General features: G+C 53.7%; 20 protein-coding genes. 2 read left to right on the top strand and 18 right to left on the bottom strand.

What is annotated here, in order from left to right:
• Positions 1-255 precede the first annotated feature (255 nt).
• The 3 genes from WC647_13240 to WC647_13230 all read right to left on the bottom strand — a co-directional run bounded on the left by WC647_13240 (position 256) and on the right by WC647_13230 (position 1340).
• Positions 256-390, bottom strand: a complete 135-nt coding sequence (locus WC647_13240; GenBank protein MFA6223273.1) for a hypothetical protein — start codon at positions 388-390, stop codon at positions 256-258.
• Positions 391-846: 456 nt separating this feature from the next.
• Complete coding sequence (locus WC647_13235; protein ID MFA6223272.1) at positions 847-1074, bottom strand: type II toxin-antitoxin system HicA family toxin; 228 nt, start codon at positions 1072-1074, stop codon at positions 847-849.
• 2 nt (positions 1075-1076) lie between these two features.
• The gene (locus tag WC647_13230; protein MFA6223271.1) at positions 1077-1340 is read right to left on the bottom strand and encodes a hypothetical protein; all 264 of its coding nucleotides are present in this window, start codon (positions 1338-1340) and stop codon (positions 1077-1079) included.
• A gap of 292 nt (positions 1341-1632) precedes the next feature.
• Here WC647_13230 and WC647_13225 point away from each other — a divergent pair, with 292 nt between their 5' ends.
• Positions 1633-2370: a DUF3782 domain-containing protein gene (locus WC647_13225; GenBank protein MFA6223270.1), complete on the top strand. Its 738-nt coding sequence runs from the start codon at positions 1633-1635 to the stop codon at positions 2368-2370.
• A 172-nt stretch (positions 2371-2542) separates the two neighbouring features.
• Entirely contained in the window at positions 2543-2851 is a 309-nt protein-coding gene (locus WC647_13220) for a hypothetical protein (GenBank protein MFA6223269.1), read from the top strand.
• A gap of 4 nt (positions 2852-2855) precedes the next feature.
• Here WC647_13220 and WC647_13215 read toward each other — a convergent pair whose 3' ends face one another.
• The 15 genes from WC647_13215 to WC647_13145 form a co-directional block, all read right to left on the bottom strand.
• Entirely contained in the window at positions 2856-3095 is a 240-nt protein-coding gene (locus WC647_13215; protein MFA6223268.1) for a hypothetical protein, read from the bottom strand.
• Between the two features lie 470 nt (positions 3096-3565).
• Positions 3566-3898, bottom strand: coding sequence for a hypothetical protein (locus tag WC647_13210; GenBank protein ID MFA6223267.1), 333 nt, complete (start codon positions 3896-3898; stop codon positions 3566-3568).
• A gap of 104 nt (positions 3899-4002) precedes the next feature.
• Positions 4003-4581, bottom strand: a complete 579-nt coding sequence (locus WC647_13205; protein ID MFA6223266.1) for a hypothetical protein — start codon at positions 4579-4581, stop codon at positions 4003-4005.
• A gap of 3 nt (positions 4582-4584) precedes the next feature.
• Positions 4585-6300 carry a hypothetical protein gene (locus WC647_13200; GenBank protein MFA6223265.1) on the bottom strand — a complete coding sequence of 572 codons (1716 nt, stop codon included), beginning with the start codon at positions 6298-6300 and terminating at the stop codon, positions 4585-4587.
• A gap of 14 nt (positions 6301-6314) precedes the next feature.
• Entirely contained in the window at positions 6315-6686 is a 372-nt protein-coding gene (locus WC647_13195) for a hypothetical protein (protein ID MFA6223264.1), read from the bottom strand.
• Between the two features lie 148 nt (positions 6687-6834).
• Complete coding sequence (locus WC647_13190) at positions 6835-7074, bottom strand: hypothetical protein (GenBank protein MFA6223263.1); 240 nt, start codon at positions 7072-7074, stop codon at positions 6835-6837.
• A gap of 242 nt (positions 7075-7316) precedes the next feature.
• Entirely contained in the window at positions 7317-8093 is a 777-nt protein-coding gene (locus WC647_13185; protein ID MFA6223262.1) for a hypothetical protein, read from the bottom strand.
• Positions 8094-8585: 492 nt separating this feature from the next.
• A complete protein-coding gene (locus WC647_13180; GenBank protein MFA6223261.1) occupies positions 8586-8813 on the bottom strand; it encodes a hypothetical protein in 228 nt (75 codons plus the stop codon).
• Between the two features lie 28 nt (positions 8814-8841).
• Positions 8842-10533 (bottom strand): hypothetical protein, encoded by a 1692-nt coding sequence (locus WC647_13175; GenBank protein MFA6223260.1) that lies wholly within the window; start codon positions 10531-10533, stop codon positions 8842-8844.
• 4 nt (positions 10534-10537) lie between these two features.
• Positions 10538-13018 carry a hypothetical protein gene (locus WC647_13170; protein MFA6223259.1) on the bottom strand — a complete coding sequence of 827 codons (2481 nt, stop codon included), beginning with the start codon at positions 13016-13018 and terminating at the stop codon, positions 10538-10540.
• A 16-nt stretch (positions 13019-13034) separates the two neighbouring features.
• Entirely contained in the window at positions 13035-14186 is a 1152-nt protein-coding gene (locus tag WC647_13165) for a hypothetical protein (GenBank protein ID MFA6223258.1), read from the bottom strand.
• Between the two features lie 29 nt (positions 14187-14215).
• Complete coding sequence (locus WC647_13160; protein MFA6223257.1) at positions 14216-14401, bottom strand: hypothetical protein; 186 nt, start codon at positions 14399-14401, stop codon at positions 14216-14218.
• 34 nt (positions 14402-14435) lie between these two features.
• Positions 14436-14948, bottom strand: a complete 513-nt coding sequence (locus WC647_13155) for an NlpC/P60 family protein (GenBank protein ID MFA6223256.1) — start codon at positions 14946-14948, stop codon at positions 14436-14438.
• Complete coding sequence (locus tag WC647_13150; GenBank protein ID MFA6223255.1) at positions 14875-15183, bottom strand: hypothetical protein; 309 nt, start codon at positions 15181-15183, stop codon at positions 14875-14877. The genes WC647_13155 and WC647_13150 overlap by 74 nt, the downstream gene beginning before the upstream one ends.
• Positions 15180-15563: a hypothetical protein gene (locus WC647_13145; GenBank protein ID MFA6223254.1), complete on the bottom strand. Its 384-nt coding sequence runs from the start codon at positions 15561-15563 to the stop codon at positions 15180-15182. Before WC647_13145 ends, WC647_13150 begins: the two co-directional genes overlap by 4 nt.
• Between the last annotated feature and the right edge of the window lie 24 nt (positions 15564-15587).

The following is a 15587-nucleotide window of genomic DNA, read 5'->3' as shown; positions in this document are numbered from 1 at the left end:
AGTAGTAATTTCACCGATGATGGATGAAAAGGCCAATGAATTTATCAAGGATCGGGGTATAATCGCCTATTCCTACGCATCTGACCTTGAAGCCGGCTCCCTGGGATAAAATTGGTTGTGTTACCCCACCCTGATCGTTATTTCGACCCTTGCGAGAATAAAATCTGATCAAGCGGCTTTCGCTCTGTAGCCTCGAACGCAGACGCTATCAGCGCCTTGGCAACGGCGTATTGTAGGGGTTCAAAATCTTGAACCCTACGGTTCAACCCCGATGTCATTTCGACCCCTGGGAGAAATCCAATCAGGCGGCTTAGACGCTGTGACCCCGCACGTAATGCCTGTTCGCTCCTTGGTAAGATCTCTCGTCGCTACGCTCGCTCGAGATGACATGGGTATTGTCTTACGTAGGGCGGGCCGTGCCCGCCATTCTTTCCCCCGTCGAATTCGTACAAAACCAATTGTCGGCCACGGGCCGACCTACGTAAGGCACGGTGGTAGAAACATTGTAAGGGTTCAAGATTTTTAACCCCTACGGTTCAACCCCGATGTCATTTCGACCCCTGGGAGAAATCCAACCAGGCGACTTAGACGCTGAGACCTCGCACGTAATGCCTGTTCGCTACTTGGTAAGATCTCTCGTCGCTACGCTCGCTCGAGATGACGTCGGTGTGTTCTTACGTAGGGCGGGCCGTGCCCGCCATCTTTCCCCATCGAATTCGAACAAAACCAGTTGTCGGCCACGGGCCGACCTACGTGAAGACATAGTCTATACGAACGCCCTCAGGTCCAGGGGTTAGAAATCCTGAACCGGTGCTTCTTAAAGTTTGAAAAAGGATTTTGTTTTGACTATTGGTTCAGCAGTTGGAAGTAGTCTTCTCGGGAAATTCCGAGAGTTTCGAGGATGCCTTTTATAATCGAAACTGGGACTTGAGTACGCACTGGAATGACTACCGGCCTGATGAGGCCTGGTTTGGTATACGAGCGATGGCTGCCTTTTTGTCTGGCGAATCGCAGGCCCATTCTCAAGACCACTTTTTCCAGGTCAGTCCAGTTAACGGGAGTCAACCGCGGCAAATTTAAAGCTCCAGCGCAACATAGCGCCGCTCATACTGCCTCATGAGGACCCACGAATTGTTCGAAGGCTTATAACCGGATTCAACCAGTATGTCTTCAAGAGTACCCATGTCTTGAGCAGTTTCCAGAAACAGCTCTACAGCCTCCAGTAGCGCCGCTTGGACTTCCTGCTTTGTCCCCGCGCAGGTCATGACGTTGAACGGATTTGCCCGTGCTACATACTGCCCGTCTTCTTCCCAAATCTCGGATTCAAATGTGAATTGCATTGGTACCCCAGGAAATCGTCTCTTTTTGTATAATGTTACTTTGGGGGCACGGAAAACGCAACCAGTACCGAATCAGGCTGTCGGAATCGTGTCGGTCCTTGGCGTAACGTCAAATACTGATGTTAACAGCGCCTTGGTAAGATCTCTCGTCGCTACGCTCGCTCGAGATGACATCGGTAATGTCTTACGTAGGGCGGGCCGTGCCCGCCATTCTTTACGGCGAAATCCCAGGGTTCCATTTTGCGCGTGGTGTGTTATAATATTCACAATTAGCTACAAATAGGGGTGGGTCATGAAATCAATAAGCTTCAAAAATAAATTCGAAAAACAAGTCGCAGAAACCATAAACTCCAACGAAGAAGTCCGTCACGCGATAAACAACGTCGTCGAGGATCGGTTCGATCGAATCCTGGAAGAAATGCGGGCCGAACGAGAAGAAAATCACCGGCAATGGGAAGAAAATCACCGGAAATTGGAAGAAAACGACCGGAAATGGGATGTAAACCAGAAGCAGTGGGAAGAGAATAACCGTAAGTGGGAAGAAAACCAGAAGAATATCAACGAAATACTTGCAAGCATCAAAATAGTTGAAATTAACCACCAGAAACTGTACGACCTCTTTACTCAGACTGTAGGTTCGTTGGGCGCCCGTTGGGGCACAAGGTCGGAACAATCATTTCGAAACGCGTTAAAGGGCATCCTGGAAGAAACCACGAACTACAAGGTCGAGAATGTCATTGAGGACGACAGGGAAGGAGTAGTCTTTGGATGGCCGGCCCAAGTGGAATTGGACGTAGTTATAATAAATGGCAAGCTATTCATTATTGAAATAAAGTCCTCAATGAGCGGCGGAGATGTCGCCACATTTGTCAAAAAGGCCAAGTTTTACCTCGAAAAGCACAATAAAAAGGCCAACGCCCTAGTAGTAATTTCACCGATGATGGATGAAAAGGCCAATGAATTTATCAAGGATCGGGGTATAATCGCCTATTCCTACGCATCTGACCTTGAAGCCGGCTCCCTGGGATAAAATTGGTTGTGTTACCCCCACACCCCGATGTCATTTCGACCCCTGGGAGAAATCCAACCAGGCGACTTAGACGCTGAGACCTCGCACGTAATGCCTGTTCGCTACTTGGTAAGATCTCTCGTCGCTGCGCTCGCTCGAGATGACATGGGTGTGTTCTTACGTAGGGTGGGCCATGCCCGCCATTCTTTCGCCCGTCGAATTCGTACAAAACCCATTGTCGGCCACGGGCCGACCTACGCTTGAACCCCTACGGTTCACACCCCCGATGTCATTTCGACCCTTGGGAGAAATCCAACCAGGCGGCTTATACGCTGAAACCCGTAACGCTGTGCCATCCAGCGCCTTGGTAAGATCTCTCGTCGCTGCGCTCGCTCGAGATGACGTCGGTGTGTTCTTACGTAGGGCGGGCCGTGCCCGCGATTCTTTCGCGCATCTAATTCGTACAACACCAACTGTCGGCCACGGGCCGACCTACGCTTGAACCCCTACGGTTCACCCCCGATGTCATTTCGACCCTTGGGAGAAATCCAACCAGGCGGCTTATACGCTGAAACCCCTAACGCTGTGCCATCCAGCGCCTTGGTAAGATCTCTCGTCGCTGCGCTCGCTCGAGATGACATCGGTGTGTTCTTACGTAGGGCGGGCCGTGCCCGCCATTTTTCCCCATCGAATTCGAACAAAACCAATTGTCGGCCACGGGTACGTGGTTCAAAATCTTGAACCATGCTTTGTTTGCCAACTCGCAGGTCAATCAGCGCGCACTCAATTGGGCTCGGAGCGGACCCAAGGCAAAAAAAGATGGTCCAGTAAAGTTACTGACAAGTAAGGCAATATTATTTGACTGCAAAACAAAACCAAATATAACAGGGCGATATGAAGATACAAAACATTTGAGCGCAATGCTCACGCATAAGTTGCATGTCAGGTTCAAGTGAGTTTTTGCTTGCCTTCCTGAACTCGCGCGCTATAATTGCCCCATCACACATCGTAATTTTCCTTTCTACCAATATGAATTCATAAGGGGGATCACGCGATGAATGTGGCCCGGTGGGCGCAGTAGATAAACTACTCCTAATCCAAAAACACGCATGGTGGGGGAGCGTGTAAGAATAGCGATGATTTTTGGTTTAAAAAAGGAGGGGAAACCGGATGGAGATGTTTGTCTACTTCACCCCAAGGGGAACTGTTAATGATTTCAATCATCATCCTCCAGATCCAGATCGTCATCATCTAATTCATCGTCGTCCCAGAACTCATCCACCTCATCATCATCCTCGTCCAGGTCAAATTCGCCTTCGGCCAGGTCATCATCAGGGTCATCAAAGGCGTCCAGTTCATCGTCCTCAGTATCGTCATCTATCAGGTCAGCTTCATCATCATCAGCGCTACTGCGCCGCGCCGCCAACGCCTCTTCTTTTGATGGCTGAGTTTTATTCAGTGAATCCAGGTAGCTGGCGTACAGGAAAGCGCCCATGATTTCCTGGACCAAGGTGTCGGTCGGCTGGGAGGGTAGTTCTTTACCGATCATGAAAGATCTCCAAGATATGGGTTAAGCGGAACGTATAAATTCGCTGAACCTCATATTACGGCCAAGATGATTGAGGATCAAGAGGTAGTTGGCGCGGGAAGAGGCTATCTCCTCCGCCGATTCCGGTACCAGCCGCTGTCAGGCGAGCGGAGCGCCGCATCATCCGTTGTGTTCCAATCCTGAAGAGCCAGGAGACCATAAACCAGGGCCCTGACCACCGGCGACAGCATTGCGTACTCATGATTCTGGCGCAACGAATACAGGAGTGTAGGACATAGCCGCTCGTTTATCAGCGCCGACTCATTTAGAAGCAGCCCCCGGGCATGTTCCAGGGCTGATCCGAAATTCCTGATTATCCTGACGGGAACAGCCTTTATTACCTGCCGCCCGTTAACCGCCGTTCTTCGGAAATAACCTGCGGCCACACGATCAGTAGCGTCGATCAGGAATGTGTCCACAAGAAGACGATCCGCAATCTCCGCGGCCGTGTCGGTAATCTCGAAGAGCGAGCCTCTGGCTTCTTCGAGGGCGTGAAAACGGCCGTCAAGCCGTAGGCCGATGACGACAATCGCCGCGGGTTGTTCAGCCGACCAGCCAACGCCCCCGTTTATAACCGTAAAAAGCTCATCCCGGCTCGCGCCTCTGACACGTATATCGCCATCCGGCAGGACTCGCGCGTCCATGGGTCAGAAATCCCCCGACGTCCTGGGACGACCCGCCAGAAAGCGATTACCCATAGCCGAGCGCCTCATTTCATTGGCGATAGCCAATGCGATTACCGAGTCATCATGCGTGAGTTTTTCGCCCGGCCGCTTGTAATTCTGCCTGAAACACCGGTTCTCCGCGTCCCATACCAGTCCCTGAAGCTCAAGCAGTGATATCCGGTCGCATACCGTAATGTCCCTGCGGTCGATGGCCTCAGCCAGTCTGGAAAGCATGGCCTCTTTTACCGGCCTTGTGGTCAGCCATCCCAGACGCTCAGTCTCATCAGGGAGCTTCTTGTCGAGGCGTGTCTGGTAGTACAGATTTGGATAGCCGGTCATCCATGGATAGGCGCCGAGGCCGCGCTCGCACGCCACAAGGGTCGCAAGCCCCGGGCCGTTGCGTTCAATCCCGAGCAATCCATAGTTGTAAAAGACCGCAAGCATGTAAGCGTCGACGCCCGCAATCTCAGGGCGAACCCGATTCGACCTGTAAGTCGCGACAAGAGCGCCGGTCGTGTCATTAATAACCTGAATCACTGTGTAGTCCGCGCCAACACCCTCACCGACATCCATGCCAAGGCTGTATGTCGCCGAAGCCTCCGGCGTTGACCACAACGAGATGGCTCCCTGTTCTGATTCGACAAAAATGGGACCCCTGGCGCGGTCCGCGTCCGGCCATTCGAGCCTGCCCCTTGTGGGGGGCGCCTTTGATGAGGATTCTATAAACTCCATAAGGATTGCCTGATTAAACCAGGGCGTAGATGTGAACGCGAAAGCGAGAGACGCGACTGCCGGATACTCCTGGTGGAACTTGTCCCACGAGTCCTGGCACTGGTTCTTTCGCGTGCTTATAGCCCAGTTGAGCTGATCCGAATCCAGGCCCGCAAGTTTCCCATATTCAACCTCCTTCTCCGTCGGTTCGGAGTCCTTTGCCCGGGGACCCGGCGGCAGACTGTATGACGGGAATTGTTTCCATGACAGGAAAATTGGCGCGATCGACGTTTCGCCGCGCTCGGCCGCGATCCACATCCTGTGAAAAAGGTTATTCATTCCGTTGGCGGTGGATTCCCAGAAGAGCAACGTGTCCCAATTCTGCGGAGTAGCCTGGTTAATGGCCAGGGCCGAGGTTTCCGCCTGGTCCCAGAACGCGACCTCGGAAGCGTGGGCGTAATGGAATGTAGCCCCGCGCGCCAGAGTCGGGTTGGCCGCGGTGTCGACCTGAAGGCTCGAATAGTGAGGCGCCGCGTATTCCAGCCTCGAAACACTGTTTCTTGACAGCACAGGCTTATTTTCGTCCGTAAGATTGGCGTAGAAGCGCTGGGTCATGGCGAAGATTGATCGGGCGCCTGACAGGTGATGCGCGGCCACAAGGCCGAACCGCCGGGGGTAGAGAGTGATCAGCGCGAAAATAACAGCTTCGATCAGGGTGGAGACTCCCAGTTGCCGCGCCTTGAGGCAGATGAATCGACCGGGAACCTGTTTCTCCCGGGCTTCGAGGATCTTTTCAAAAATCACTTCCTGTGAACGGTTCATGATGAGAGAAACAAGCGCTCCGTGTTTGTCGATGATTTGCAGATTCTCGACAAAGGATTGAAGGTTGGGATTAGCGCCGGAGAGCCCGTGTTTGTAGGCCTGACCGGCGCGATGGATACGATCAGCGAGCTTTTCAGCCCGCTTTGTCAGTGTGTTGAGAGACAATACGCCTCACGTTTTTAAAAAAACGAAAAAAACTCCGCGACGCGGCCCGTCTTTTTCCTGGCCTTCTTATTATCCGCCAGTTCAGCGAGTTCCCGTTCCAGTTGCGAGAGTTTTTCCGACAGGGATTCAGCGTCCCCTGTTTTGAGCCGGGTTTCCATAAGGGCCCGCGATGTGTTCAGCAGTTTATCCATGATCTTGAGTTGATCAATTTTCTGGCGGGACGCAGTAGGCGCTTCGGCCATTAGAAACGTGACCACGCGTATGGCGCCGTCCGCTGTCAGCCCGTTTGAAGACAGAGCCTCCAACGCAAGAATCAACTCATCGTTGAACACGTCATTTTCCGCATCCATGATCAAATACCGTTCCAATAAACCGAGAACGGGCAATGGTCACATTCATGCCGGCGCAAACGGAATAAATCGCCTATCATGCGGCGGCACGGGCATGGAAACGTCCGGTCGACATCATACGGAAAAGGGGTGAACGGGCAGCCGACGGCCGCGGGATTCTCTCGATAATCATGAGAAACGTTTTCTAAGCCCATGTCGACGCTCCTCCCTGACCATTTGTTTCGTGCCCGTCGTAGGGAATTTCAAGTCTTAACCTTAGGCTGCGTAGACGCGAGAGGCATGCGATTTCCATCTGTTTGAACAGTTCTTCGGCTTCAGGGTCATCGACTTTTGGAATGTGAGCGCGAATAATGGACAACTGCTCATGAAGTTTATCGAATGAGTTTGAGATCAGTTTCTGATGATTAACTTCACATTTTTTCATTTGCCATTCTCCCAAATGAAGGTTGTGGGACGCGGCGTCCATGGATTTGGAACGCAGTGTCCAGGGTTAACAATCTGAACCCCCCCCGATATGCAGACCCCAAGGGGTTTAGAATGTGATGGGAAAACTTTGTTTTTGGACCAGCAAAATAGATGATTTTTGGTACCCTTTTTGTTGGATCAATATGGCGCCTATGTCAACCTCAAACTGGAAAAGCTCACTCACGTATGGTCTCAGGGCTCCTACCTCTTTGTTCCGCCCATTTTGATCTCCAGTTTACGGGACCAGGGCTGGTAATATCCAAACTCAACCCCGAGGCGGTCTGAGAGCATGTCATCAGCGTTGGTCCATCCCGCTGCGCCTTTCCCTATGCGTGAGACGAGCCGCGCCTTGGCCTGTAGGCTTTTCCACTTGTCTTCCCGTGCGAACGCCTGATCCTGGGCGAGTTGGGCCAGTTCCCTGTCGGAATTCAGCCTGGCGTTGTCCTGAGCGGTTTGTTGAGCCTGCAAATTATCCTGCGCCCGGGACCGTTCGGCTTCGTATTGGCGCCCCGCCAGATTGTTCAACCAGTCTCCCTGAGCTGTGAGCAATTTGTTTCGGGTCAGGAGCAGGTCATTGAGGCTGTTTAGACCTGAGGTTTGTTGCGAGTATTGAGTGTCACGCTGGGAACGGGCGTTTTCTACAGCGTCGCCGAATTTTTTGGAATATTCCGACGCCAGGGTCTTGAGCGCCTGGTGGTAAAGCTCCGACTCGCTCAGCGAGGAGCCGCCCGTCGAAGAGGCGCCCAGTTCTCTCGCCCGCGATCCTGATGGTTGGGATGCGTACGAGTTCAATAGACTCCTCGCTCCCCCGAGATACTGCGAGAGATAACCCTGAATGAGCGGGTCGTCTTCGGGTTTAGATTCCTGAACCGGCCTCAGCGAAGAGTATCTGGCTAGCAGATCGTTGATGAGGCTGTTGATCTGATCGAGTGAAGCGCTGAATGGATCAGCCGATGAATATGAATTTTCAGATGGCATTGTATTGTCCTTGTTTGGTGTCATTCACGCATGTATAAATCCAATTGTCGGCCACGGGCCGACCTACGGCGCCCATCGCCTGTACGACCTACGCGGCGCCCGGATGTCATTTCGACCCTTGGGAGAAATCCAACCAGGCGGCTTATGCGCTGAGACCTTGCACGTAACGCCTGTTCGCTGCTTGGTAAGATCTCTCGTCGCTACGCTCGCTCGAGATGACACGGGTGTGTTCTTACGTAGGGCGGGCCGTGCCCGCCATTCTTTCGCCCATCGAATTCGTACAAAACCAATTGTCGGCCACGGGCCGACCTACGGCGCCCAAAGCCTGTACGGCCTACGGCGGCGCCCCCGCATGGTCATTTCGACCCTTGGGAGAAATCCAACCAGGCGGCTTATGCGCTGAGACCTCGCACGTGATGCCCGTTCGCTGCTTGGTAAGATCTCTCCTCGTTACGCTCGTCGAGATGACAGGGGTAACCAGCGGGCCCCCATTCATCTCACTTCCATCTCGCCGCACTCGGGATTTTCGCATTTCCAGATCGCGCGGTAGCCGCACTCATATTCATCGCTGGACGGGCACACCCGTTTCCATATGGACCATTGACCCCCGCATTCGGGGCATTTGGCTCTTGTTACCGGCACGCCCCCGGTACGGCTTATTGTGGAAGCGAGATATTCAAGAAAACCAACATAGTTACTGAGTAATGTTCCATCTGACATGGGTAGATTTCTCCTCGATATGACATGATCAATTCGGGCAACATCCGTCATCAGGGCCGCCGTTGATCCAATCGCCGTTTGTAGTGTCGATCACACAGCATTTGTCGCCTGAAACGCTAACAATACGGGCTGTGAACTCCTGGCTCGAAAGCCCGTTATCAGAATAAAAACAACACGAAGAAGCGCCGGGAAGGTTCTGAACGCCCGCGGACCCCAAAATCGCGTCGGCTGACGGACCGTGTATTACCGCTAGACACTCCTCAAGCGAGGCGTAGTACCCGGGCAGAGGATTGACAAATTCCCCGAAGGCGCCGTCACATCGAAGATCCGCAACCGCCACCCGATAAAAATACCCGATAGGCGATAATGATCGATAGAACCGCTCCACCTTGAAGACCCTTCCGACGACATCCTGATACGCCAGGGCCGAGGGGGAACGCCGCACGGTGTAACCGGCCGTGATGAATGAACCGCATCCATTGGAGAAGCTCAAAGTCACAGTGCCTTTTCCGCAGCATCCGGAGCATGCGTGGCCGGACTCGAATCTCAGGGTCGAGTCCAAATTCCGGACGAGTGTCCCATCAAGCCTGTAAAGCCCGCCGGGCGTGTTATCGAGGCATACGGTCTCAAGATCCAGAGCGGCGCTCGATGAGTATGAGCAGGCGCCGACGCCCGTAAATGAGTAACCATACCCTTCATTCAGAACAGACTGGTCGGGCGGCAGGACATGGCTGTCGTTAATCCCCGGATTCACAAGCGTCGTTCGAAATTTCACAGCGCCGCATCCGTTGGTCGCGGCCCATTCGATCTCCCCGCCGCAGCACGATGGGTTGGACGGGACGCCGACAGTTGCAGGTCCCCGGGTGATAAGCCGGTTCGCTCCATCAGAATGGTAAGCCGTAGGTCCGGGCCACGACACCTCAGTAGATGCGTATATTCCGTGGAACACTCCAGTGATCTCGCCGCCGTGACAGGCCGGATCCCCTGAAATAACGATGTTGGGTGTGATCTCGTTGGCGACCTCTCCGTCAAGAAAATCCGGAGCGTTCAAATTGATGTTCGGCGCAGGAAAAGCCCCAAGATCTCCGCAGCAGTCACAACCGCAGCCACCCGGGAAATCCAGGCCGCCGCGGACCTCGAAACTCAACGAGCGTCCATTGCAGAATAGCTCATTAAATGTGACAGTTCCGGAACAGTTCCTGTAGATATCTGTAATGAGCGCCTGGTCCGGTGTGTAATCCAGGATCAGGATCTCCTCAGCCTCTCTGCCAAGGATGCGGAATGTTCCATAACGTCCCTTGAATGTCTGTCCATCGACCAGTCCGGGGAATTCCGGGCACATTGACGGACATTTGATCCTGATCCTGCGGATGCGGGCCGACTCGGTTGCGCACATTCCAGCGGAGTCCTCGACCGAAATTTCAATCGTGGCGCAACCTGTGACACTGACCTGGGAAGAACAGTCACGGGGCTTCATGGGCCTGGACGCCTCGGCGAACTGAGGCTTGTTCTGGAAATTCAGGACCGGCTCATCGCAGCAGGTCGTGACCGCCGCGTCAAAGTGATTTCTTTCCGACATGTCCCTGAACTGAAAAAGGTACCCTCTCTGTGAATGGGCGCAGTGATATTCAGGGAGCCTGTATGGTCGGGCCGCGGCCTTGTCCGCTTCCTGGAAAGACAGGTTCTGGTAGACATGGTAAGCGGTGTACCTTCCTGACATAATGTTATATAGCCCCCCATTCCCGGACCCCCAGCATCGTGGCCTGCAGGCCAAAAAGCGTAGATGGGGCGGTAAGACTTATACGGAATTTGAAAAAACGGCCGTTCAAATCAAATGGTCTTGGGTCTATCGTGAATTCATTAACGCCGGCCGCTGATGGCCTTGTGAATTCTATGGAGCGGGGGCTGTCCATGTTTCCATCCGTAAAGACCTCGACTCTAATGGGGGCAAAGGCCGTTGTTTTGGCGAACAAGGTCAGCGCCCGGATGATTTTTTCCACATGAGGCGTCCCGAAATGGACCCACGGAGTCTCCGCCCAGCCGCTTACAGGGGCCCCCGCGTCGGAAAGCGAGTGGGCGCTGAAGAGTTCGAGTATTCGACCTCTGTAATCACCGGCGAGCAGACGGACCTGGCCCGGATTGTGATCGGATCCCGGATCCGAGAACGTTGAGAGTGAAGATACGCTCATGGCGAATGGAGGAAGCCATGCCTTGAGACCGAGATCATAGACAATGAGCCGGTTGTTGAATTTCTGTTCAGAGGAGGCGCCAATCATGGGGACGGCCCAGATTATCCTGTTTCGGGCGGCCCAGTACATTCCAAACGCTGATCCGAGATTGTTCAGATCAAGACGTTCCTGTGAAGAGGTTTGGTCCCACCACGACACCTGGTCGCTGATCCGGTAGACTTTAAGCCCCGCGAAATGCCATGCGCCCCGCTGGTTGATGTAATAAAGGCCCATCAGGTTCTTGGAGTCCGCCTCCATGTGCGGAGCGGCCACGAGGACTCTGCTGTTGATCGGCGCCTGGCCCGCGGTCTCTGCACGCTCGAGAGAAAATGTGGACGGGCTGTACCCGTTGAGCAGGTACCAATCGTCGGTCTTGGCTATAAAGCCCTGATTGAACACTTCGATAGCGGCCGTTATCTCGCCCGCTCCGCCTATTCTCAGGGATGAGGAATCCGGGCCGCACACGCCGTATTCTTCGAGGGGCCTCGAAATGTCAATCCGGTCAGGGGAGTCGGAGCGATTGAGGAGGATTACACGGTCCCTGACTGTGATGACGAAGCCGTATTTTTTCAAAGGGTCGAATTTCGGCCAGATAGCGGCCTCGCTGATGAATGTTTTGGGCGTGAGCGCCGCGGATACGGAGAGCCTTATCCAGTATCCGTACGGGTATAAGGATCCCAACGGTCGATTGGGAACCCAGTCGTCCGGAACATTCCACGAGATCAGTCCCCTTTTACCAAAAGGCGCTCCCGCTGGCTCCGCTGTCCCATCCGAGAGACCGGAGACAGGCGCCCATGACGTCCCGTTCCAGTATGATCCGTTGAGAACAGCCGGATTTGAATTGTGATAATCGTTATGAGGGGTAATTTCGAGATCCCGGAATTTTGAGACGCAGCCGACGTACAAATAGTCTTCAGGGGCCATGGCTTCCGGGGTTTCGAGCGCCCCGTCATTGAGCCTCGCAAAAGTGGGATAGTTGAAATCCTGAACCTCGATGGTGAAATCCTTGGCGGATTTTGCGGACTCATCCCAGTAAATAAATCCAAGCGGCGTGTCGGGGACGCCGTTTCCCATACGGCTCAGGGGTTGACAGGGAGCCCGGAAAAGAATCCGGTTCAGCCTGATACGGGGATCAGTGAGGTTAGCGCAACGTATTCGAAGCCAGTAGCCTTCGATATTGTTGATAATGCGTGGTTGCGGCGGCTCCTGATCCGACTGCCAGGCAATTACCCCTGAGCGGGTCAGCCCGTTGGTGTCATCGGAATTATTCAGGCTGGGGCCCCAATCCTCGCCGAGCGATTCGACTATTATCGGGTTTGACGTTGGGCCCGGCGTTGTCAGGTCAAGAAACAGCCCTGTGGCTATTCGCGTGTCGAGACAGACAAGGATCGAACCGTCCTCAGGCGTGAGCCCCCCAATGTCCAGGGTTGAGTCCGCGTCACTGTCGAGAACTGAATCCGAGATGTCTATCCATGTCACGCCACTGTCACGTGTCAGGAGGACAGCGATAGGCGTCGCCCAGTCGGCCCCTGAAGGGTCAAGTCCACCTGAGAACACTAATGGCGGGCTCGCCTTGCCTTCAGTGATTATTGCCCGGTCATTGAGAGCGCTCACCGAAACCACGCCCGCGTTGGGCCCGAAATCGTATATTTGATTCCATGACAGAGGCTCGTGAGGCGTACATGACGCGAAAAGTCGGGACGAGCCTGAATCTTCCACAGTTTGGGCCAGCAGGTATGTTGTCCTGGTGGTTGGAAACATGAAAGAGCCCAGATAAACGACAGTTCCCGCGTCAGCGAGGCTCGAAATCACGTCATAACCGTTTCGAACCCTCAAACCGGGACCTTCGATGTCAATGTTCCCACCCGCGAATAAAGACGAATTTTCAGAGGCGAGTGGGTTGAGTCCCTGATTACGCATACCCGCGGTCCAGTCGAAGAGGTTGTAGATTCGGGCGCCGGCTTCCGTAGATGTCAATTCCGTGATCCTCCCATTACCGTCTGGGCTTGAGTATTGCGCTCGCAGGCTCTGTGACGCCAAGCAACCGTCTTTTCTCCAGTTCATAGAGCCGCGAGTATTCCTGGAACTTGAGGTCCGCTCCGGGGGCGTTTCGGTCCCGAAGAAACGCCTGGCGTAACGCGAACATTGTGAAGAGGGTGTCGTGCGCCGGGGGCACGGGCGGGTCGCAATTGTCCTCAGAGCAACCGAGGCTTGGTGGCAGCCTCGAATAATAAACATGAAATCCCGCTTCAACGTTCTTCGATGGCGCGGGCCACACTTTCATCATGCCGTTTCGGACGAAGTACCACACGGGAGGGCCGGTTGCGCATGAACGGGCCGACCGGTCAAGGTATTCTTCGAGGGAATGAAGTTCCTTCATCAGATCCCGGGCGTTGTTGAACCGAACCTGCTGGACACTCTGCAAGTCCGGTATCGCCGCCCCTAAATCTATGGAGTCCTGGCCTTGGACAGCGGGAAGACGCTTTTCAGCGGACCAGTAATTCTCACGGGCAAGGTCTTTAAGACATTCGTTTATGGATCTCAGGATGAAATCATTACGCAGGAAGCCGCTATTTTCTTCATTGAACAGGTCTCTTGTCGAGCGAATGATGGACGCGACTCTACCCGCGCATTCGACATTAAAGGACTCCGTGTCGACCGCCAGTTCAATACGGTAAGCGAATGTCGAGAGTTCCGTCGGCGCTGGATCAAGGCCCTCAATTGCGAGTTTTATCCGGACACACAGAGCGTCCCCGTATTTTGGCGCAACGCCCGATATCATGCTGTGATCGTCCACCAAAGGAATGGTACGGACGGCTGTCAGACCCACAGCCAAGGAGTCTGAACTTAAAAAGTGGGTGGACGACGTATAGGGGTTTGAAACGGGGAGAGCAAGGTTCGAAGCCTGAGTCAGCGCCCTGCTCTCGATGTCCCAGGAATAAGCCTGCCCCGTGGCCGGGATCGTTTCATTGAATATAAGGCGCACAAAGGACCCAGGCGTGAAGCCATACGGTATTCGAAACATGATGAGAGCCTCGTCTCCCGGCTTCCATACTATAAAACTCACGCCAGTCAGGGAGTCATATCGGTTCCTGGGGCAAGGGCCGTCTGTCGGCCCTAATGATTCGATGTCGAAAACGGCCATGATTATAAGCCTTTATAGTTTGGTCGAATTCAGTTCAGAGTGATCTCTTCCCTGGTAACCATTCGTAGAGCCAGGTTGACAGCGGCGAGCGCGACAGTCGATATTTCCGCCCAGCGGCCCGGGTCCATCCCAATGGCAATTGCGATAGCGCCGGAGAGCGCAACGAGGTTTACCCAGATTGTTTTCGAAGCCCACCACTGTTTTGCGTTGTCCATGATTTGTTCTCCTTTTGGTTAAAGCGAAATGTTATCAGTCTCCCATGTTCAGGCGTCTGACACGACTTATCGTCTCAGTCAAGCGTCTACCCATAGGTTCGGCTATTACACCGCGGCTGCCGGAAGCGTGCGTGACAACTCGGCCATTCGGGGTGACCTTAAGGAAAGCTCCGACATGACCGTTTGGTCGGGTTACCGAAAAAGTCCAGAAGACAAGATCAAGCTCCTCGGCCGATTCAGGACTGACACTTATGGATGTCCATCCGCCAAGACCCTGGGCCATGCGTGAAGCGGTGGTCCTGGTTACTCCCGGCAGCCCGGCCCATTTGGCCGCGAGATAAATGTAGCCGCTGCAATCCAGAGCACTTGCGATGTCATTAGATCCACCCCAGACGTATCTGGGGTTCCTGGCGACAATGAAATTCAATTGTCTACGGAATGAGGCGCCGAATTGTGGGCTGAGCGCATGAGCCTCACGTCCAGCAAAGGATTGCGCCAATAACGAGAACAACAGAAGCCATAACGTAAGAACACGCTTTCGGGTCATGTCTTATGCTCTCCATCCAGTCTCCCGGTGTAACGAAATCAACAGCGAGCATGAGACCGGTTAGAAACGGCGCCGCAATGAGGGCCGCGGTCAACCGGATAAGGGTGTAACGTAGAAGCGAATAGGGGTCGTCTCCCATAATCAGGGGGGAATAGACGCTGGTCGAGATTAGGGCCAGAAGGCCTAAAAAAGCCGTCACGGCAAGAATGAGAACATGAATAAACTCTCTTTTCATTGACCTTTTCCCATGAAATAGCCGACAAACGCGGCTACTCCCGAAATAGCGGTCCCAAGCGCTATGATCATCTGCCATTTGAGATTCTGGGAAGTCTCCGTCCTCCTTAGATTTTCTTCCCGACCGCGCTGGACCGCCTGATTGCGCTCAGTATCCTGAACACGGATGAGCAGGTCGGTCATCTGGATTGAAGATCGATTCATGAAATCGGCCTGAGTCTCCTTCAGATGATCAACAGTCTCCCTGATGTGCGAAAGAATGGTATTGATGTGGTTGAATCTTTCATCGAGCCATTTGTGTTGAATGTCCGTGGCCTCGGTCATGGCGCCTCCTTTCCTGGGCTGAAACCCGGGATATGGATCGCTTGTCGGTTCGTTCATTCGAGAAGACACCTTGGATCCATT

Source organism: Desulfomonilaceae bacterium, from assembly GCA_041662605.1.
In the GTDB taxonomy this organism is placed as follows: Bacteria; Desulfobacterota; Desulfomonilia; order Desulfomonilales; family Desulfomonilaceae; genus CAJBEZ01.
The sequence above is the reverse complement of the archived record's forward strand: the minus strand, read 5'-3'. Positions and strand labels throughout refer to the sequence as shown.